The organism is Paenibacillus sp. FSL R5-0527 (assembly GCF_038008055.1).
In the GTDB taxonomy this organism is placed as follows: Bacteria; Bacillota; Bacilli; order Paenibacillales; family Paenibacillaceae; genus Fontibacillus; species Fontibacillus macerans.
Window position 1 is genome coordinate 4,818,161 of sequence record NZ_JBBOYI010000001.1, and the last position, 19,722, is coordinate 4,837,882.

General features: G+C 54.0%; 16 protein-coding genes. 4 read left to right on the forward strand and 12 right to left on the reverse strand.

The genetic code is table 11. The features are described 5' to 3' along the window. Positions 1-84: 84 nt before the first annotated feature. The 4 genes from NYE69_RS21255 to hrpB all read right to left on the reverse strand — a co-directional run bounded on the left by NYE69_RS21255 (position 85) and on the right by hrpB (position 6,617). Positions 85-735, reverse strand: a complete 651-nt coding sequence (locus NYE69_RS21255; RefSeq protein ID WP_036622486.1) for a response regulator — start codon at positions 733-735, stop codon at positions 85-87. Next, positions 707-1,570 (reverse strand): sensor histidine kinase, encoded by an 864-nt coding sequence (locus NYE69_RS21260; RefSeq protein ID WP_036622484.1) that lies wholly within the window; start codon positions 1,568-1,570, stop codon positions 707-709. Before NYE69_RS21260 ends, NYE69_RS21255 begins: the two co-directional genes overlap by 29 nt. 309 nt (positions 1,571-1,879) lie before the next feature. After that, positions 1,880-3,160 (reverse strand): glycosyltransferase, encoded by a 1,281-nt coding sequence (locus tag NYE69_RS21265; RefSeq protein WP_036622482.1) that lies wholly within the window; start codon positions 3,158-3,160, stop codon positions 1,880-1,882. Positions 3,161-3,908: 748 nt separating this feature from the next. Then, on the reverse strand, positions 3,909-6,617 hold the full coding sequence (gene hrpB / locus NYE69_RS21270) for an ATP-dependent helicase HrpB (RefSeq protein WP_036622480.1): 2,709 nt from the start codon (positions 6,615-6,617) through the stop codon (positions 3,909-3,911). Between the two features lie 351 nt (positions 6,618-6,968). Between hrpB and NYE69_RS21275 the strand changes: the two genes are divergently transcribed. Next, the gene (locus tag NYE69_RS21275; protein WP_340927792.1) at positions 6,969-8,309 is read left to right on the forward strand and encodes a hemolysin family protein; all 1,341 of its coding nucleotides are present in this window, start codon (positions 6,969-6,971) and stop codon (positions 8,307-8,309) included. Positions 8,310-8,897: 588 nt separating this feature from the next. Here NYE69_RS21275 and NYE69_RS21280 read toward each other — a convergent pair. Then, positions 8,898-10,016 (reverse strand): IS110 family transposase, encoded by a 1,119-nt coding sequence (locus NYE69_RS21280; RefSeq protein ID WP_036623922.1) that lies wholly within the window; start codon positions 10,014-10,016, stop codon positions 8,898-8,900. A 361-nt stretch (positions 10,017-10,377) separates the two neighbouring features. On the opposite strand from NYE69_RS21280, the gene gluQRS reads away from it, so the two are divergent. Then, a complete protein-coding gene (gene gluQRS / locus NYE69_RS21285; protein ID WP_340927793.1) occupies positions 10,378-11,337 on the forward strand; it encodes a tRNA glutamyl-Q(34) synthetase GluQRS in 960 nt (319 codons plus the stop codon). A gap of 142 nt (positions 11,338-11,479) precedes the next feature. Here the strand turns inward: gluQRS and NYE69_RS21290 are convergent, their stop codons facing one another. The 6 genes from NYE69_RS21290 to NYE69_RS21315 all read right to left on the reverse strand — a co-directional run bounded on the left by NYE69_RS21290 (position 11,480) and on the right by NYE69_RS21315 (position 16,406). Then, positions 11,480-11,845, reverse strand: a complete 366-nt coding sequence (locus NYE69_RS21290; RefSeq protein ID WP_036622474.1) for a DnaJ family domain-containing protein — start codon at positions 11,843-11,845, stop codon at positions 11,480-11,482. 759 nt (positions 11,846-12,604) lie between these two features. Next, entirely contained in the window at positions 12,605-13,414 is an 810-nt protein-coding gene (locus NYE69_RS21295) for an SDR family oxidoreductase (protein ID WP_326044671.1), read from the reverse strand. 99 nt (positions 13,415-13,513) lie between these two features. After that, entirely contained in the window at positions 13,514-14,149 is a 636-nt protein-coding gene (locus NYE69_RS21300) for an ABC-2 transporter permease (protein ID WP_328271903.1), read from the reverse strand. Then, complete coding sequence (locus tag NYE69_RS21305) at positions 14,142-15,008, reverse strand: ABC transporter ATP-binding protein (RefSeq protein WP_340927797.1); 867 nt, start codon at positions 15,006-15,008, stop codon at positions 14,142-14,144. The genes NYE69_RS21300 and NYE69_RS21305 overlap by 8 nt, the downstream gene beginning before the upstream one ends. Then, positions 15,005-15,391 carry a GntR family transcriptional regulator gene (locus NYE69_RS21310; RefSeq protein ID WP_328271905.1) on the reverse strand — a complete coding sequence of 129 codons (387 nt, stop codon included), beginning with the start codon at positions 15,389-15,391 and terminating at the stop codon, positions 15,005-15,007. Before NYE69_RS21310 ends, NYE69_RS21305 begins: the two co-directional genes overlap by 4 nt. Before the next feature lie 187 nt (positions 15,392-15,578). Further along, positions 15,579-16,406: a hypothetical protein gene (locus NYE69_RS21315; protein ID WP_340927800.1), complete on the reverse strand. Its 828-nt coding sequence runs from the start codon at positions 16,404-16,406 to the stop codon at positions 15,579-15,581. Between the two features lie 328 nt (positions 16,407-16,734). Here NYE69_RS21315 and NYE69_RS21320 point away from each other — a divergent pair, with 328 nt between their 5' ends. Then, a complete protein-coding gene (locus NYE69_RS21320) occupies positions 16,735-16,974 on the forward strand; it encodes a hypothetical protein (protein WP_036622462.1) in 240 nt (79 codons plus the stop codon). A gap of 74 nt (positions 16,975-17,048) precedes the next feature. On the opposite strand, the gene NYE69_RS21325 is transcribed toward NYE69_RS21320, so the two are convergent. Then, the gene (locus NYE69_RS21325; protein ID WP_340927804.1) at positions 17,049-18,275 is read right to left on the reverse strand and encodes an MFS transporter; all 1,227 of its coding nucleotides are present in this window, start codon (positions 18,273-18,275) and stop codon (positions 17,049-17,051) included. 249 nt (positions 18,276-18,524) lie between these two features. Between NYE69_RS21325 and NYE69_RS21330 the strand changes: the two genes are divergently transcribed. Further along, complete coding sequence (locus tag NYE69_RS21330) at positions 18,525-19,310, forward strand: alpha/beta hydrolase (RefSeq protein WP_340927808.1); 786 nt, start codon at positions 18,525-18,527, stop codon at positions 19,308-19,310. The last annotated feature ends 412 nt before the right edge of the window (positions 19,311-19,722 follow it).

The window sequence follows — 19,722 nt, forward strand, 5'->3', positions numbered from 1 at the left end:
ACTATTGTTTATAATAACGGCTAACTAAAACTTTGTCAACAACAGTTACTTAAGTATAAACCCGAGCCTACAGCCGGCCCTGCGTTATTTTTTCCGCGTATCGATCCATCCCCGTTCCAACGCGTAGCGCGTTAATTGGACGCGATTTTCCAAATGCAGCTTGTGCAAAATATTTTTCAAATGATTTTTCACCGTCTGATCGGAAATTTGCAGTTCGCCGGCAATTTCGCGATTGGTCATGCCTTTCGCCACCCAGCCGAGAATTTCGCGCTCCCGGGCGGTAAGCGGCGGTTCGCCGGCCGCATCTTTTTTCGTGAGCGGAAACTCCTGCAAAATGCGGAGCGCGAGCTCGCTGGACAGCGGGGCTTCGTCGCTGGCGATGGCCCGTAAATATTCCAGCCATGTCCCTGGCTCCAAATTTTTGAGCAAATAACCTTGCGCCCCCTGCTTAAGCGCCTCAAACAGATGCGCGGCATCATCCGAAACGGTAATCAGGACGATCTTGACATACGGGTACCGAAGCTTGATTTCCCGCGTCGTTTCGAGCCCGTCCTTGCCCGGCATCTGAATATCCATCAGGATCAGGTCCGGCATCCACAGCTCGGTCAGTTCAACCGCCCGCTCCCCGTTTTCGGCATAACCGATCACTTCAAACCCGTCGTCCTCCGCCAAAATTTCGCCGATCGCCTCCCGCGCGTGCGGATGATCATCGACGACCAGTACGCGTACCTTCATCCAAACCGTCTCCTCCCGCTATTTCAACCGTCGTTTTTCCCGGCCGGGATGTCACCTGCAGCGTCCACCCCATAGCTTCCGCCCGTTCCCTAATAATTTGCAGTCCGTACCTTCCTTTGGCTTGCGGTTTATCCGCTTGAAAACCGGTTCCTTCATCCATGACGGACACTCGAAACCGCCGGGCATCGCCCGTCCCGGTCACGCAAACTTCCTGAACCCCGCCATGTTTGCCCGCGTTGACGATCGCCTCCCGGATACATGCCAGCAGCTCCATTCGCGTCCTGGGGGACCAATCTTTTTCATTTAACCGCCAATCCATACTCAGCCCCAGCTGCCGCTCCTCCGCCATCTGCCGGATCAGCCCCGGAAAATCGGCGGTTCCGCTTTCGGAGAGCCGGGAGTCCGGGGGAACGCGCAAATCGGAAATCGCCTCCCTGACATAGCGGTTCACCTCGTGGATCGTCTTGCGCAGCTCGTGCCAATCATAAGCTTGTCCGGCCTCCGCCTGCTGCCGTTCAGCCCGGTCAACCTTCACCGACAGCAGAAACAAAGATTGGGCAATCCCGTCATGCAGCTCCCTGGCCAACTGTTCCCGCTGCTCCAGGCGCGCTTTGAGCGCCCGCTCCCGCTGCAGTTCCTCCTGCATCTGTTCCAGATAGGAAAACCAGCGGTGCAATAGGGGCACGCAGACCCCGAACAAGATAAAAGGCGTAAGGATGTTCCCCAGCTCCATGGAAAGATAAGGCATCAAAAATTGATGGCGCACATATTCCCATATACCGACGACAAGCGTCGGAACTATTAGGATCATCCATTTCGTGATTTTATATGACATACAGGGCCTCCGCGATCGATCTCTTTCTCCACCGAATATACTTTACCTGCCGTTTGCTGGCAAGCTTTGGCGAAAAAATGAACGGGGGGCCGATCCGTAAGAAAAAACGTTTATCGACGTATCTTTGAAGAAGCCAGACCGCGTTTAGCGGTAGTTTGTACTACGATTTAAGGAAGCAGAGGCTCCGAAACTTATACTTTCTTATGGCTCAACCTAATAATCAGTGTTTGAGAGTCAAGTACAATCAATCTTGGCAAGAAATGCGGAAGGGCGTTGAAAGCTTGAGAACAGGGAAGGCCAGTGAAAATTTTATTTACAGGAAGCACTTTTTGAATACTTTTTTTCATTTACTATAGTAGTTATTTCACTCCACATATTTATAAAACTTTTTTTAAAATTCTCTTCAGAAATAATGCTACCAACATAATTGTTCACTTCATTTGTTTTATAGTCCTTACTGAAATATAACTCATTAAGTTTATCTACAAGCATTTCAAGCGAGGGAGAAAATTTATATTTTTGCGGAAAAAATCTGGATGCTTCCACCAGATCTGAATCCGGCATAATAGTGCATACACCACTTAAGACAGCTTCTAATGGTGTTATTCCAAGTGTTTCATATCTAGAAGTAAATACGAAAATCCCCTTTCTTTTCATTATTTTAAAGAGCGCATAAAGTTCAAGTTTTGACAATTTTTCAGTAAACATAAATCTATATCTAAGATTCTCTGGTATCAGTTTATAAAGAGCTTCTCTTTTATGCTCATCAACCTTTGATCCTCCTGTTATGATTACTTTTACCGGAATATTCTTTTTTGTTAATTCTAAAGCCGAGTGTATTAATAAATCCATATTTTTAAAGTAATCAATCCTTGCAGCATTCGATGTTAATATTAATTCATTTTCAGAAATGTTCTTCAAAAAATATTGTAACTTTTCACCTAAATTAACTTCACTTACAGTTATCGGAATGATTGGAGGAATAATCGCCTTAATTAAATCTTGCCTAATTCCTTTATTTCTTAAGAACCTGCTTTGCATATTTGAATGCTGTAAAACAAAGATATTTTCATTGCTTAGCAACGTAGTCAAACCTCGTTTTTGCTGTTCTAACATATGATGCACCTTTTCGTTACTTTCAAATGCCTTATAAGCCTCGATTAACGAATAATTTTCAATAAAATCTTCAACAAAAGGTCCATGATGAGTTAAGCAAGCGGGAATATGTTTAGGATGGTACTGTATAATTGTATCTGTATGGTAATAGACAATCAGATTATCCGTTTCACTTCTGTATAACATGACAATAGCCCTGTCTATGGCTTCCATAACACTCTCGTCATTCATTCTAAAATTAAAGAATAATGTTATTGTATTGTAACCGTTTAGAGTTTCGTTTTTAATTGCTGGTTCTGATAATGTTTCATCTCGCTTATATAATATAATTCCTAGTAAAGAACCATTCTCATTTAGACACTTTATTATTTCAAGCGCAAAATGAGTAGCACCTACTTTATAAGCACTCATTTCGGAATCAGGAAAATAATTTCTATTCAAAACAACAATTCCAGGCAACAATTGATTTTCCATTTAATCCGCCTCCTATTTACTCTAAGTTTCTGTAATTTCCGTAAAATTACATCAGTAGTGTTGCATAAACGGTGACACGGTTAGTTGTCGAGTCTTTTTACTCTGCCGCAACGACCGACTTCTGCTTTTTCTATCGCCCATTTGAGGTTCGACTGGGTGTCCTGTTCAGTGCGGCAATGAGTTTATCCCACGGCTTCCATAGAAGCGTCTTGAGCGAATCCATCAATTCCGTTAGCGTGCTGGAGGAGGAGTCACGCCGCCTTTGTGTGAATCCGCCGCCTTTGCGGCCGTCGGCTGTCGGAGACCTCCCTGAAGCAACAGAGACAATGTCAAGCAGGTCATGGCAAATAGCTTCCACTTTTGGGAGAATCGGTGGGTTCTCATCGAATGCATAATTTGAAACCCTCTTTCACTAGAAAATTAAATGAAATAAACCAAGCAAAAAGAGCGCAATCTGGTGCTTCCCAAATCATTATTTGTATAGAGACGAAAGCAAACGATGTGTCCCTTTCCCTCTGACATCCGAAGGAAATATCTGCCATAGGTTACAATTCTATTAAATCATACTCTTCTTGGCGATTAAAGGATAAATTTCTACTATTTGTTCGAATCTTGCCTGTGAGAAATGAGATAATCGCCGAAATAAAACTGGTGGAACGACAAACAAGCACGGCGATCCCGGAAGATCACCGCGCTTGTGGTCAATGCGATTAGATTGCAGTCTGTATCACGTTCATCCAACGTCCGGCTATCGTTGCCCGTCCGGACGCACCTTGCGGGTAGCCGTCGCCTCCATGGGATCATCCGGCCAATAATGCTTGGGGTAACGGCCTTTGAGGTCTTTTTTGACCTCGAAATAGGTCGTCTCCCAAAAGCTGCGCAAATCCGCGGTCACCTGAACCGGCCGACTTGCTGGCGACAGCAGATGCAGGGTGATCGCCACCCGGCCGAAGCCGATTCGCGGGGTCTCCATCATCCCGAATACCTCCTGCAGGCGTACTGCAGCATACGGGGCCTGTGGCCCATCGTAGTGAACTTGGATTTTGGAGCCGCTCGGGACTAGCAAGTGCGTTGGCGCCTCGGCGTTCAGCACTTGCCGCAACGGCCAGTCCAACAGGTTCTCCAGGATGCCGTACAACGATAAAGCTTGCAAATCGGAACGCTTGCGCACGCCGGACAAATACGGAGCCAGCCACGATTCTGCCGTCGCCGCCAGCGTCTCGTCAGAAACGTCCGGCCATCGCTCATCCAAGCGGTGCAAGAACAGCAGCCGCTCTTGCAGCATTCGCGCCCTGTCCGTCCACGGCAGGATGCCCACGCCCTTGACGATAACTGCATCCAACAGGGCGCGGGTAATCTGCTCGGGACCCGGTTGCGGATCCGGCTGCTCCTTCAGGACGATCGCGCCGAACGTTTGGCGGATTCGGGCTCGCACCGCACCGGAAGCGTCGTCCCAAGCCGCGCTGCGCTCCTCGGCAATCTCTTTGCCGTAATAACGATACAGGTCCGTTTCGTCGAGCGGAGCAGCCAAAAGAATCCGCCCTTCCGCCCCCTCGTCGTCGACATCGGCGATGGCCAGAAAAGCCGCGGCCCCGAGGGACTCTTTCATCGGTAAAACCGCGCCGCGCCCGCTTCGCAGCAAATACCGCCCGTCCGGGCGGCGCATGGCGATGCGGTCCGGGTAAGCGAAAGAGACCAGCAGGCCGCAATACCGGTCCGGCTGCTGCGGGTCAAGATCGGCGCGCGGCTGAGGAGCCGTGGGCGCTTGGGTAGACAGCGCCTGGGCCGGCGGCGTTTGGGCTGGCGGCGCTTGAGTCGGCGGCGTTTGGGGCGGAAGCGTCCCGGGCGCCGGCGCCTGGGCGGACGGCGGCGCGGCCAAGCCTTCAGCGGCAGCTTCGTTGGCCGGCTGATCCAGCTCCAGCAGCCGCGCCTCCCATTGGCGGCGGAGCTGCTGGACGCGCTGCAGGGCGGCCGGGTCCGCCTCGAGCGCCGAGCCGGCCCCGCGCGCACCCTTGGCCGCGTCCAGCACCAGCGCGAGCCGGCGGCGCAGGTCGCCGTCCCGGCCGGCGGCGCCTTTGAGCAGGTCGCGCTCTTCGAGCAGCGCGGCCAGGGCGCAGGCCGGCTCGGCCAGGCCTAGCTCGCGCGCCCGCAGCAGCATATGCGCCAGCCGCGGGTGCAGCCCGAGCGCGGCCATCTGCCGGCCGTGCCCGGTGATGCGGCCGGCCGCATCCAGCGCGCCGAGCTGCTGCAGGAGCAGGACGGCGCTGGCGTAAGGCGCTGGCGGCGGCGCGTCGAGCCAAGCCAGCTCGTCCGGCGAGCCGGCGCCCCACGCCGCCAGCTCCAGCGCGAGCGGCGCCAGGTCCGCCTCGAGGATCTCCGGCGGCGTGCGCGCGGGCAGCGCGCGGTCTTCCGCCTCGCTCCAGAGGCGGTAGCATACGCCGGGCGCGGTTCGCCCGGCGCGGCCCCGCCGCTGGTCGGCGGAATCGCGGGCGGCGCGGACCGTCACCAGACGGTTCATCCCGGTCCGCGGGGAAAACAAGGTGGTGCGCCGGAGGCCGCTGTCGATGACGACCGTCACGCCGTCCACGGTCAAGCTCGATTCGGCGATCGACGTGGCCAGCACCACCTTGCGCCGGCCCGCCGGCGCCGGCTCGATCGCCCGCCGCTGCGCCTCCTGCGGCAGCGCCCCATAAAGCGGCGTGAGCAGCACGCCCTCGGGCAGCGGCGATCCCGCAAGCAGCGACTCGACGCGGCTGATCTCCCGGGCCCCGGGCAAAAACACGAGCAGGCTGCCGTCATGCGCCGCCAAAGCGCGGCGCACCGCCCGCTCCACCACGGTTTCGAGCGGTTCTTTCGCGGCTGGCGCTTGCGGAAGGTATAATGTCTCCACCGGATACATGCGGCCGCGGCTTTGAACGACCGGCGCATCCCCAAGCAGCCGGGCGACCGGCTCCGCGTCCAGCGTCGCCGACATGATCAGAAGCCGCAAATCATCGCGCAGCAGCTCGCGGCTCTGCAGCGCCAGCGCCAGCCCCAAATCGGCGTGCAGGCTGCGCTCGTGGAATTCGTCAAAAATGATGAGTCCCGTCCCCAGCAGCGCCGGGTCCTGCTGCAGCAGCCGGGTCAAAATCCCTTCCGTCACAACGGTAATCCGCGTTTTGCGCGACACGCGGCTCTCCCCGCGCATCCGGTAGCCCACCGTTTCGCCGACCCGTTCGCCCAACTGCGCGGCCATATACACGGCGGCGGAACGGGCCGCGAGACGGCGCGGTTCCAGCAAAATGACGCTCTGGCCTTCCAGCCACGGCTCGCTTAACAGCGCCAACGGCGCGCGCGTCGTTTTCCCCGCTCCGGGCTCGGCCAGCAGAACGGCGGCGCCTGCCTTACGCAGGCTGTCTTTTAACGCGGGAATCGCTTCATCTATAGGCATCGGTTTAGGTTCAGACAGCTTCGTCATCGTTCTCTCCTCAAGTCTCTATTCGTATCGATTTTACCACATTCCCCTTAGGTGTGATCAAAACCGCCTTTTTTGAACAACCTTAATAAAGCAACATAAACTCCAGCCCTATGTTCCGGTCCATTGATCCAGAATAATAAGGACAAAAAATGCCGTTAATGGGGATGAACATGCCGGAGCGCCGGATAATAAATACATAAAATGCCGCTATTTTGCAGGCCTGCGATTCGTTAAGTTCCGCAATTTTACAGCCCCGCGATTCGTTGCTCCGCTTGACCGGATGTCAAGCGCCGATTTCTAGGTTTGAGCTGAAATAATTACTTTTCAAGGTCCAAAGGAGTTTTCGAAAAGATGAGTGTGTACGGAACCGATCTGATCAAACTGGCGGTTATCTTTGCATTAATCCCGCTCACCGCCTTGTTCGTGGTTACCGAATCTTCGCTTCGCGCGCTCCGCCCGGGTCGGGTGAACGCGCTGAGGCGAGAAGGCCGCAAAAACGCAGCCGCGTTAAAAAGACTGGCCGACCGCATGGATCAAGCCCTGTCGACCTGCCAGCTCGCCATCACGGCGATCTCCTTAACGCTTGGCTGGCTGGGACAACCCGCCGTTCGCCGGCTGCTGCGGCCGCTGTTTTTTTATATCGGCTTGTCCGAGCCGGTGGAATCGTTTTTTTCCTTTCTGATCGCTTTTATTATCATCACGTATTTGCATGTCGTGCTGGGCGGACTGGTGCCGCAGGTGCTTGCCTCCCAAAAGGGGGAGTCGTTCGCCCTGGCCGCATCCCGGCCGCTCCTCTGGTTCGCGACGCTGCTCTCTCCAATGATTTGGCTGCTTAACCGCTCTTCCCGCTGGATCGTTTCACTGCTTGGCCTTAAGCCGCCCGCGGAATGGAACGAAGCGCACAGTGTGGAAGAACTGCGGGCCCTGCTCAGCCAAAGCCTGGAAAGCGGACAAATCGGCACCAACGAATTCAGTTTTGTTAGCCGCATATTCGCGTTTGACGATAAGCTCGCCAAAGACATCATGGTGCCGCGGACCGACATGGTTTGTCTGCACGCCGGCAAATCGCGGGAGGAAAACCTGCAGATCATTAAGGAAGAGCAGTATACCCGCTACCCCGTGATCCGGGAAAACAAGGACGATATCGTCGGAATGATCAACACGAAGACGCTGTTTTTGTCCGATGAGGAGACGTTTCGGGGTTCCCTGGACTCGCTTGTCCGGCCCGTGATGACGGTATCGGAAAATATTCCGCTGCCCAAGCTGCTGAAAAAAATGCAGAAGGAGCGCTCCCACATCGCGGTCTTGATCGACGAATACGGCGGAACATCCGGAATGGTGACGATTGAGGACATTTTGGAGGAAATCGTCGGCGACATCCGCGACGAATTCGATGCTGAGGAAGAGCAGGAAATTACCGAAGTTGCGGCGAATCATCTCATTGTGGACGGCAAAGTGTCCGTCTCGCTGATTAACGAACTGCTGCTGACCGACCTGGAGGAAGAGGAAACCGATACGATCGGCGGATGGGTTTACGGGCAAAACATGGACATCGAGGAAGGAACGGAACTTACGCACGGCGATCTCCGTTTTAAGGTGCTGGAACGGGAAGAAAGCCGGATCCGGAAGATCGAAATCGAAAGGATCGAGATTCCCGTGCTTCCGGAAGAAGCTCCCCAGGAACGATTGTAAAGGCTAATCTGATGCAACACCTGATGCAACACCTGATGCAACAAATGTTTCTAACACGATAACTTTCTAACGGTTGCCACAGCCGCTATTTGGTCCCACAACGTTGATTGCAAATTTTAACGGATGCCATAGCGCTTATTTTACTGAAACTCGGCTATCTTTACCTGGATTGAGACTAATAGCGATGCTCACAACCGTTGCTATGAACGTTTTTGTCAAGCCCTCCGTGTGAGAGGTGCCTGAGCACGTGGCGCGAGAGCAAAAATGCGAGCGACGGTCGGCACGCTGCTATCCGTGGGTTGGTACCACATGTTATGCCTTCGTCAAGGAGAGCTCTTGCAAGCTAGAAGCGCACGTTCAGTTACTCACCTAGTGCAAACGGTTGACGCAAATTCTCTCCCGGAACCTTCGTTTGCTCCCGGGCCTCGTGCTCAGGCGTGAGCTTGTCAAGCGCTTTTCTTGACAAGCGGTTAGGTTCAAATCAACACTTTTCCTATTCCTCATTGGAAATGAGGAACGCCTCACGGCGAGTGTGGGGGTGCAGGGGGCAACGCTCCCTGCGTCTCCCCAAAGGGGACGGAAGGGGCGTTAGTTAGCCACCGGTTGTTCCACCGTTCGAGCAACAGCCCATATGAACCCGGTTAGCTCCCTGGCCACCGCGCCTACGGCCACATTTTTGTGTTTGTTCTTTCCAAAAATGAGATGACGGTATTTGTAATGCAATCTTTCTTGCGCTTTCCACGACAACAGTTGTATATCGGCCGGCATGCCATCCAAACGCTTGGCGAGATCTCCTTTCACCGCAGGCCGATGACGGTAGCTCCAGGCGGATTCCACCAAGGATCGGCGCAAGCGCCCGTTACCGGCTTTGGTCATACTTCCGCGCCGAGTACTCAGGCCGGTTGAACTCTCACGAGGAACCAACCCTAAATACGCCATGAGTTGGGCCGGGGAGCGGAAGCGAGTAAATGAACCGATCTCAGCAGCTAGAGTGACGGCCGTCAGTAGTCCAATCCCACGCAGGGACTGAAGCACCCGAATCAGAGTTGCCTTGGAGCCGACCGTGGCTTGCTGAACCAAGGCTTTTTCCAAACGCCCCATCCGCTGCTCGATCTCATTTAAGGTATGGAGCATCTCGTCGAAGGCTACTTGCATGGGCTCATAAGGGAATGTCAGTTGCTCCAGCCAGGAACGGTACTTCCGGGTCCAACGACGCTTTATCGTAGCCGGCGGTTCGATTTGATGGCGGAGCAGGAACTTCAATATCCGCTGGCGTGCCCGATGCGCGTCCTCTTTGGCGGCCTCCCGGGCGCGAACCAACTCCCGCAAAGCCTCGTCTTCCCGCTCCGGGACGTAGACAGGAGTCAATTCTCCTGCACGAAACAGACGGGCAAGCTGCTCGGCGTCCCGTCGATCCGTCTTCACGTGATCACCAGGGCGTTTGGGAATAAGCGACGGAGCAATGACAACGCAATGGGCTCCCATGGAGGTGATCCAGCGATAGGTTTCGTAACCTGTCGGACCTGCCTCATAACAAAACGATAGCGTTTCGGCCGGTCCCAGTTCTTTGATCAGCTTGCGCAGCGCCGCCGGAGTGTGAGGAATGCTCCCGTAATAGCGAGGAGTTTCACCGCTTGCATCTGCAATAGCAACCGAAATTTTTTCTTTGGATACATCTAAACCGACGAATTTTGTGGTAGACTGCATAGTATCAGCTCTCCTTTGCTATGTAGCTCTGAAATGGTTTGGTTTTCACTATCCATTTTAACCTACGAGATGTAGCAATATGGAGGGCTGTCTTTTGTTTACGTTCATCATAGCTAGAAATTGGAAACCGCCTTTTTTCGTAAAATAGCGGCTGTTACAACCGTTAAACTTCCGGCGGATGGGGTAATTCCCTTAAAAAAGCACCAGTGCTTCTACGGTTTCCACGGCTTTCACGGCTTTCACGGCTTTCACGGCTTTCACGAATTTCACGAATTTCACGAATTTTACAGATTACACAACTTTCACAACTTTTACAGCTTACACACAACATCATGCACCACATCATAAGGAAGTGATCACCATGAGACGCGGACGCTTTGCGCCGACGCCTTCCGGCGACATGCATCTGGGCAACGCCAAAATGGCGCTTTTGTCGTGGCTGCAAATGCGGGCGGCCGGAGGAGCGTTTGTGCTGCGGATTGAAGATATCGACATCCAGCGCTCAAAACCGGAAATTACCGAACGGATTATCGCCGATCTTCGCTGGCTTGGCCTGGATTGGGACGAGGGCCCCGGTGCGGACGGTCCGTACGGCCCGTATTGGCAAAGCCGCAGGACGGCGATGTACGAGGAGGCTTTGGCCAAGCTGGACCAAGACGGCCGCTTGTATCCGTGCTATTGCAGCCGCGCGGAGCTGCTGGCCGTGGCCGGCGCGCCGCACGGGTTAAGCTCGGAAGGCGCGCCGTACCTCGGGACGTGCCGCCATTTAACTCCGGCGGAACGCCGGATCAAGGCGCAGGCGAAATTGCCTTCGCTTCGTTTCGCGCTGGGCGGCGAAGGCGTCGCCTTCGTGGACGGCATCGCCGGGCCGCAGTCGTTCCCGCCGGGCAGCGGCGGCGACTTTGTGGTGCGGCGGGCGGACGGGCTATTCTCGTACCAGCTAGCCGTCACCGTCGATGATTGCCTGATGGGCATCACCGACGTGCTGCGCGGCGACGACTTGCTGGACTCCACGCCCCGCCAGCTCCACTTGTACGCCGCGCTCGGATGGACGCCGCCCGCCTTCGCCCACGCCCCGCTCATCCTTGGCGAAGACGGGCGGCGGCTGGCCAAGCGGCACGGCGACCTCGGCATCGGCGCGCTGCGCCAGGCGGGTACGCGGCCGGAGACCGTCATCGGTTGGCTGGCGTACATCAGCGGCCTGACCGATCGGCCGGAACCCGCCGCCGCGGGCGATTTGGTCTGTGAGTTCCGGCTGGACAATATCTCCCGCGAGCCGTTTATTCTAACGGAGGCGATGATGCGTAAGCTGCTGCCATAACCGCTGCCGTGTCGCTGCCTTTAGCTGCCTTTAGCTGCCTTTAGCTGCCTTTAGCTGCCTTTAGCTGTCTTTAGCTGCCTTGAGCAGCATACCGGCCTCCGGCCGCTCCGGCCGAGCCCATGTCTCCAGCCGCGGCGCGAGCTTACTCCAGCTTCCGGCGGATCGCATCTTCATACTGGCGGAACGCCGGACTGTGTGTCAGCCCCCGCTGTTCCGCCAGCATGTTCAGCCGCAGCTGCTGCTCTGACAGCTTTTTCTTCAGCTCCCGCTTCTCTTCCTCATCCTGACAGGCCGCGATCAAATCGGCCAACCGCAGGCATTCGCCGTGCAGGTTTAATTCTTCCGGAACGCAGCCGGCGTTTTTCAGCAATTTGTAGGCCATCCGCAAATCTTCCGGAACGGACGACAAATCCTCAATTTGCAGCGGCCGCCCATTCCCGGGCAGATGATCGAATTCCCCGCGCGCCATCGCTTCCGCTATTTTTTGCTCAGCGAGCCAAGACAACATTTTCTTCTCCTCCTTCGCACCAATTTGCCAATACCCTTCTATACCAACAAGTTTCGCACATCTGCGTTCGTGTTTAGGTATCCCTGCATGCTGCTTTGCACGATTGTCCCTTTTGTTCAGGGGGGAGAGGGCGGGGGCTAATCACGGTCCTTTCATTTTTCCCGGCGTCTTGCCCCATTCCTCCCGTCAGGTCTGCTTCACTTCTCCAACCTCCTTCTCACAAGCCTGTCTAACGATGTCAGACATGTGATCTCGAACATGTGATCTCGAGCATGTCTGCTGCTCCCAAACCTATTTTCTTCTCCTAAATTCTCTTCCTCTCTGCTTCCGGATCAAATGGGATAATCGTGCAAAGCGTCCGGACAGCGGATATTGATATTGATCTGCCGATTTTCTTGCCACGATCGCTTACCGGCCCTCCCTGTCAAGCGCTGATTATTAGGTTAAGCCTTAATTACAAAGTTGAGTTCACGCTAAACACTGGTTTTACTTGCGATTATACATTGGTTCGGCCCCGCTGAAAACCAGCTCCGGTCCGGCCAGCCGCCGTACATACGGGAAGGCGCGCCGGGAGAAGCGTCATCCACGATTACCGCCGCCATAATTCGGAGTATTAGCCCCTTTCCCTTTCTTGCCTCATGCCCCAATTACGGACGATCAGCATCAATCTATTGGATTTTTTCCAAAGTGGGGGCAGCAAAAAAAGCTTCCGCCCCAAGGACGGAAGCAAACGCCTGAAATGCCATTTTAAATTTTTGGCTACAGCAGCGATTCCGCGCCGTCGATGACGATTTGGGCGCCGGTGATGTGAATCGCTTCGTCGGAGGCCAAAAAAGCGACCAAATCGGCGACGTTCTCCGGCTGCCCCGGCCCATCGGATAGCGGCTGCGAGCCTTCCGGATATTTGACCGGAATGATGATTTCCTGCAGCTCCTTGCTTTTTTCCGTGGAAGCGTCGATATTCGTGGCTATCGCTCCAGGGCAAATCGCGTTGACACGGATTTTGAACTTGGCCAGCTCCAGGGCGAGCATTTTGGCAAAAGCGACCTGTCCGGCCTTGGTGGTGCTGTATGCCGACATGCCGAAGCCGGAAAATTTATAGCTGCCGTTAATGGAACTTGTGATGATAATGCTGCCGCCGCCGCGCTGCTTCAAATACGGGACCGCGTTTTTTACCGTCAAAAACGTGCCGTTCAAGTTGACGCTGAGCGTTTTTTCCCATTCTTCAAAGCTAAAATCCTCCACCGGGGCCAGTCTCCCGTTAATGCCGGCGTTTGCGAAGACGATATCGATGCCCCCAAAATGCCCGGCCGCCTCGCGGACCGCCTTCTCCATACGCGCCGGATCGGCCACATCCACATCGAAGGCCCGGGCCGCCCCGGCGTGGAGGCCGTTGATTTCCCGCTCCGCCTGCCCGGTCCGTTCATCCAGCAGATCGAACAGCGCCACCTTCGCGCCTTCGGCAGCCAATTTAACGGCCGCCGCTTTGCCGATGCCGGAGCCGGCTCCGGTCACGATCGCCGTTTTTCCCTCAAAACGCCCGCGCTTGTTTGTTTGATGTCCTTCCATCATCTGCTCACACTCCTATCAGAGGTAGTTCAAAAAGTCATTTTTCTGCCTCTTTCCAGATTGCCCATCTAGGGGTGTGATTTAGTCACGATGTTTTTCTTAGAGGTCCCGTTTTGCGAAAATCAGACACGATACTTTATAGGAAACGAATACGGCAAGCGCCGCAACGCAGATCCCCATCAGGCCGGCAACATAGGGATGCGCCCCGATCCGGGCGATCATCCCCATCGCTCTTTCGCTGCCCAGTACGTTGTACACGGTAAAGCTGACTCCAAAAAAGAAGATCATCATGGCGATGTTCAAAAATTGGGCCCCTTTCGGACCAAGCCAAAAATAAAGCGGAATATAAACAGACATGACCAGAATCTGGAGCGCAAACACGCCGAGCAAATATGAAGGCTCCCAGCTAACCGAACCTCCCTGCAGCACAGCGGCTCCTTTATCCAGCACAACGCTCAAGAGGAACGCCGCCAGCATGAAAATAAACGCGGAGGCATATTTGGACAAAACGAGCAGGCTGCGGCGTACCGGCAGGTTGACCAGAAACTGCTGAACCGGCAGCTGCATGTCGGCGCTAAGCGTCAAAATCAGCACCATCCCCGGCAGCATTCCGTACAAAAACGAATTGTTCGCCTGAATAAAACCGGAGAACACGATGGCATAAACCGCCAACACTCCGATATAACGCTTCATCAGCAATAGATCCTTGTGCAGCAATCGAACGATGCTAGACATTTGCTTTTCCACCCTTCACCGTAAAATACATGATTTCTTCCAGCGTAGGCCGGTCGTACAGCACCTCGCCGCCGAACAGCTCGCGGGCTTGTTCACGATCCGGCGCCAAGCCTTCGAATCCAACCTCCGTCTCCCGCACGCCGATCAGGGCCCGGCGCACATCGGCATCGAGCAAGCCGCGGCTGCCTTTGACGAGCACATACCGCTCAAGCACATCGTCCTTCGTATCGGAAAATACGAGGCTCCCGCGGTTCAAAAAGGTAACGTAGTCCGCCACCCGATCGAGATCGGCCGTTAAATGCGTGGAGAACAAAACCGTATTCTCCCCGCTCAAGATATACTCCGCAAGCAAATCCAGCAGCTCGCGCCGGAAAACGGGATCGAGCCCCGCCGTCGGTTCGTCCATAATAAGCAGCGCCGGATGATGCGACAAAGCGAGCGCGATCGCGTACTTCATTTTCATCCCCTTGGAGCAATCCTTGATCTTCTTGCGTTTCGGCAGTTCGAACCGGTCCATATACCGCTCGAAAACGTCCTCATCCCAGCCGGGATAAAACGGGGCAACGATCCGCTTCATTTGCTCCATCGTCAAATAATCATAAAAAATATTTTCGTCCGAAATATAGCCGACATGCTGCTTGTATCCGGCATGCTCCGAACCCGCCGTTTCACCGAGCACCGAAATTTTGCCCTGATCCGGCAGCACCATGCCCATGACCGCTTTGATCAGCGTGCTTTTTCCGGCTCCGTTGGGACCGATCAGCCCGGTAATGTAGCCTTTCGGCACCCCGAAGCTCACGTCCGATAATGCAAAGCTTCCGTACTGTTTCGAAAATCCATCAACCTGTATCGCGTTCATTTCTTTGCTCCTCCTTCGCTGTCCAAAAGCTTCATCCATTCGATCAGTTCCTCCATGCTCACCGGTATGCTGCGGCATTCCTCCAGGACCTCCCTCAGCTTGTTCTCCAACGCTCTCAGCCGCTGTTCGCGGATAAATTCCTGATTTCCGCCGGCAACGAAGGAGCCTTTTCCCACCACGGAATCGATGAGGCCCTCCTGCTCCAGCTCGTTATAGGCCCTTTTCGTCGTGATGACGCTGATTTGCAAATCTTTGGCCAACTGGCGTATGGAAGGAAGCGCCGTACCGGGGGAAAGCTTCCCCTGCAGGATGCTTTCCCGGATTTGCCGGACGATCTGCAAGTAAATCGGTTCGCCCGAAGAATGGGATAACAAAATATCCATTGTACATCTTTCCTTTGTTGTATACTTTGTCAACAATGTATATATACAATATATACACTTCTACATAAAAAATCAACCCCTGAGTTTAAAAACGACAAAAAGAGGCCAACCGGGATGATCCCGTTTGACCTCGTCTTATAAAGCCGTCCCCGCGGGGACGTTCTGATCTTATTTCCGGCCGGACGAATCACCTGGACTTGGCGCGGACTTCCTCTCGGGATTCCTTTTGGGCTTCCGGCGGCTGCCGAAACCACATGTGCAGCATGTCCTGAAATTGATGGCGCGGGGTCGGCGTGGCGATCAGCCAGTCTTCTTCCTCATTGGCGCTGAATCGGATCAGCCAGTTAATATGTTCATTGTTCAGAAAATGTACCGTCTGCAGCTCCCAAGCGTCCCCCGCCTTGGCGTAAAAACGCATTTCTCCCTGCGCCAAGGGAGCCTTCAGACAGCGGGCGAGCGCGATGCTGCCTTCCTGGTCATTCGTCAGCGCGGTAAGCGCGAGGGTCAACTTCTGCAGATCCAGCTTGTCCATTTGGCCGGCAAGCTCTTCAAACCGGCGTCTGGACATCATTAAAGCGGGGAGCTCGACGCGGGGCGTTCGCGAATTCCATCTCATTTTCAAAGTCAGGTCCTCGCACCACTGCTGCATCCCGCCGGCGCTTTCCAGCAGCAAACGCGGCGATTCCTCGTGAAGCCGCTCTACTTTAACCATTTGTTTTCCGGCCAAATATAAATATTGTTCATATTTCTTCGTCCCGGCCCGAAAATTTAGCCAGCAGGCTTTGCCCGCCAGAAACGCAGCAGTCAGACAGGTCGATACGTGCAGGGGCAAGCTTGGCAGATTCTCGATCAGCGGTGTGGGGGTTTCGTTTTTGCGCAGCCCTCTATGCAAATATTTTAAAAAAGGATGGTCCGCTTCAAGCAGATCTCCTGGTCCTAAAGTCTTCGTCAAATAAAACCAAGAGTATGCATCCAGCTTCACTGTGCCTTTCCGCACAGCACTTGAGACCAACATCTGTCCACCTCCTCATTAGGATCAAAGCTTCATTTTCGTTCCTTTGGTGTAATCATAACACTTATTAATTTTGCAATGCGCGGAAATTTTTCCCATTCTATTACAATATACCCACAAAAATAGGGCATGAAGCATATTTTTTGAGTGAGATGAAACTTTTTTAATCCTGAATTCGTAATTAAGGTAAGCGCAAAAAAGAGAGACTTCCGTCCCTCTCCGGCGATAATATGTCATCAAACATTAATCGAATTATAATGTTTTCTTAATGTTTTTTTAAGTTTCTTACTATAGTATTGTACTATGAAACCACTGTATAGAGGTGATTACTATGAGAATTCTCATTAACTTCCAAAACAATCTCGTACCCGTTTACTTTAACGTCGACAGCAAGCAACCTGTACAGCGTACTTTAAAACTGCTGACCAGCGCGCTCGAGTACAAATATTATAACGGCAAACAAGCTTTGAAAAAATGTTTGAGCTCGCTGATCAGCATTGAAATCGAAGGTTCCGAAGCGATCCTTCACAGCAAAAGCGAATTCGACACGCTGGCGCTTTCGCTCTATTAATCTAGCGGAAGCCGCGGCAAAAGAAACTCCCCCTCGTTAGCTCACTTACGCTAAGAGGGGGAGTTTCTTTTATCTTATCCCGATCTGCCGGCGGCTGAGCCGGGTCTTTTGCCGGCATGTCTGGCATGGAGCAGCGGCTTCAGGCGCAGCGTCACCGCGGTGATAGCCAGCAATGCGCCGTTCAGCACAAAAACCAGCGGAATGGAAATCCAGCCGCCAAGGGCGCCCCCCGCGATCGGCCCGACCATATTGCCAAGCTGGCTGGCCGATTGGTTCAGGCTAAAGGCCCGGCCGCGGAACTCCGGCTTCGTCACCTCGACGATCAGCGCGTTCAAAGCCGGGAACACCGCGGCAAAAAACAGCCCGTACACGAAACGAAGCGCCCCGAAGCCAACCTGATTGTGGAAAAGAACCTGCAGAATATTGCCCAGACCGCCGCCAATCAGGCCGATCATCAGCGTATTCTTGTAGCCGATACGGCCGCCGATTTTACCCCAAATCGGTGCGGCGATCACGGTCGCGATGCCCACCGCCGAGAAGATGATGCCCGAACTGAAGGAGGCGTCGGACGCCGAGGCACCAAGATCGAGCACATAAAGCGAAAGCAGCGGCTCCAGTACCATGACCGAAGCCGTGACGAGCATCACCACGAGCAGATGGCCCATAAACGGACGGTTCGCCGAAGCTTCCTTTAAGTCGTCCAGCACATGGGAGCGTTCGCGGTTGCGGTCGAAGTTCTCTTCCTTCACAAAAATCAAAGCGATCAAGGCGGAAAACAGTACCACCGCCCCCGCAACCAGAAAGCATTCGCGGTAACCGATAAACCTGCTGAGCGAGCCCCCGACCAGCGGTCCGATAATACCCCCCGCCGCCCCCGCCGTCGACATGATTCCCAGCGAGTAACCCACCTGCTTCTCCGGCGTATTCGTCGCCACCAGCGCGATCGCCGACGGCACGTATCCGGCCAATAACCCGGAGAGGATGCGTACGGCGATGAGCTGGTACGGATCCTGAACCAATGAGTTAAGTATATATACGGCGCACAAGGAAAAACCCGAGCGCAGCAGCATCGGCTTGCGTCCGTATTTGTCCGACAGCGATCCCCAATAAGGAGATATCAAAGCCCCGGCCAAAAACGTAATGCCGAACGCAAAGCCCGACCAAAGGGTCAAATTCTTCGTCACTCCGAGATCATGCGCGATAAACAAAGACATGAACGGAATGACCATGGAATAAGCGGTGCTGCAAAAAAACACCCCGATCCACAGCACGTACAGATTTCTTTTCCAGGGGAATTTCATCTTCCCACCCCCAGCGTGTCGCCTCGATACCCTGGAACTAACCCGTCCTTCTTATTGTAGCACGATTTCAGCGGAACGTTTGGAAAGATGAAGAAATTAATCCTGTCAGGCGTTATAATTGGGCTATAGCCATGAAAGGCAGACGAGAGTTGGCCAGGTATGGCTTCATTCCAATCACGCGTTCAGGAAAACGCTTACCCGAAGCGGCACGGCGTTTTTCCGAATCGCATAAGCAAAGGAGCATGTTAAATGGCACTGTTTCAATGCCGCTTTTTTTCCGAAGTGTTGGGGCTCAGCACATCGATGACCGTGATTTTGCCTGAGCCCGCCAAGTCGCAAATCGGAATGTCCGCCAAAGGAGCTCAAGGTCCTTATCCGACCCTCTACCTGCTGCACGGCATGTCCGACGACGACACCGTCTGGCTGCGCCGGACGTCGATCGAACGTTATGTATCGGGCATGGGGCTCGCCGTCGTCATGCCTCAGGTCGATTTGAGCTTTTACACCGATATGGCCGAAGGCAACCGGTATTGGACATTCGTCAGCGAGGAGCTCCCGCGGCTCTGCCGTTCGTTTTTCCCGTTGTCCGGACGCCGGGAGGACACGTTTGTTGCCGGCCTGTCGATGGGCGGATACGGAGCCTTTAAGCTGGCCCTGCGAAAACCCGAGATGTTCGCCGCGGCGGCCAGCTTATCCGGGGCTTTGGACATGAATGCAAGATTTCGTTTGGACGACGCGAACTTTGCGCTACTGCGCCGCATCTTTGGAGATGCCGGTCCGCAGAACAGCGAAAACGACCTGCTGGCGCTGCTCGAGCAGACCGGCAAAGACGGCAAGCCGGTGCCCCGGCTGTACCAGTGCTGCGGCACGGAAGACTTTCTGTACGCGGATAACCGGACGTTCCGCGAAGCCTGCGTCCGGCTGGGAATCCCCCTGACCTACGAGGAAGGCCCCGGCGAACATGAGTGGGGATACTGGGACGCCAAAATCCAAGACGTGCTGCAATGGCTGCCGCTGCAGACCCCGTCATTTTAATGTTGGGTTGCCACAAGCGTTGCATTAAATCTGATCTGACTAGATACATGTTCTAGCCACACAACTATTCTAACGGTTGCCACAAGCACTATTTGTTCCATGAACGTTGATTTCAAATTGTAACGGTTGCCATGGTGCTTATTTCACTGAAATCCGGCTATTTTGCTCAGATTCAGGCAAATAACGGCGCTTACAACCGTTAAAATTTAGAAAAGGTCTTTTTTCGTAAAATAGCCACTGCTACAACCGTTAGAAAAGTTAATGCAACGCTTGTGGCGGATTATAACCGTTAGAAATTGAATCCGCGTCTTTTCGACGAAATGCCCGATCACAACCGTCTAGCGAAAGACTGGAGATCCGGGACGCAGGGTCGTTAACTCCATACGAATGGATGGCTAACTGACTTTGTCAG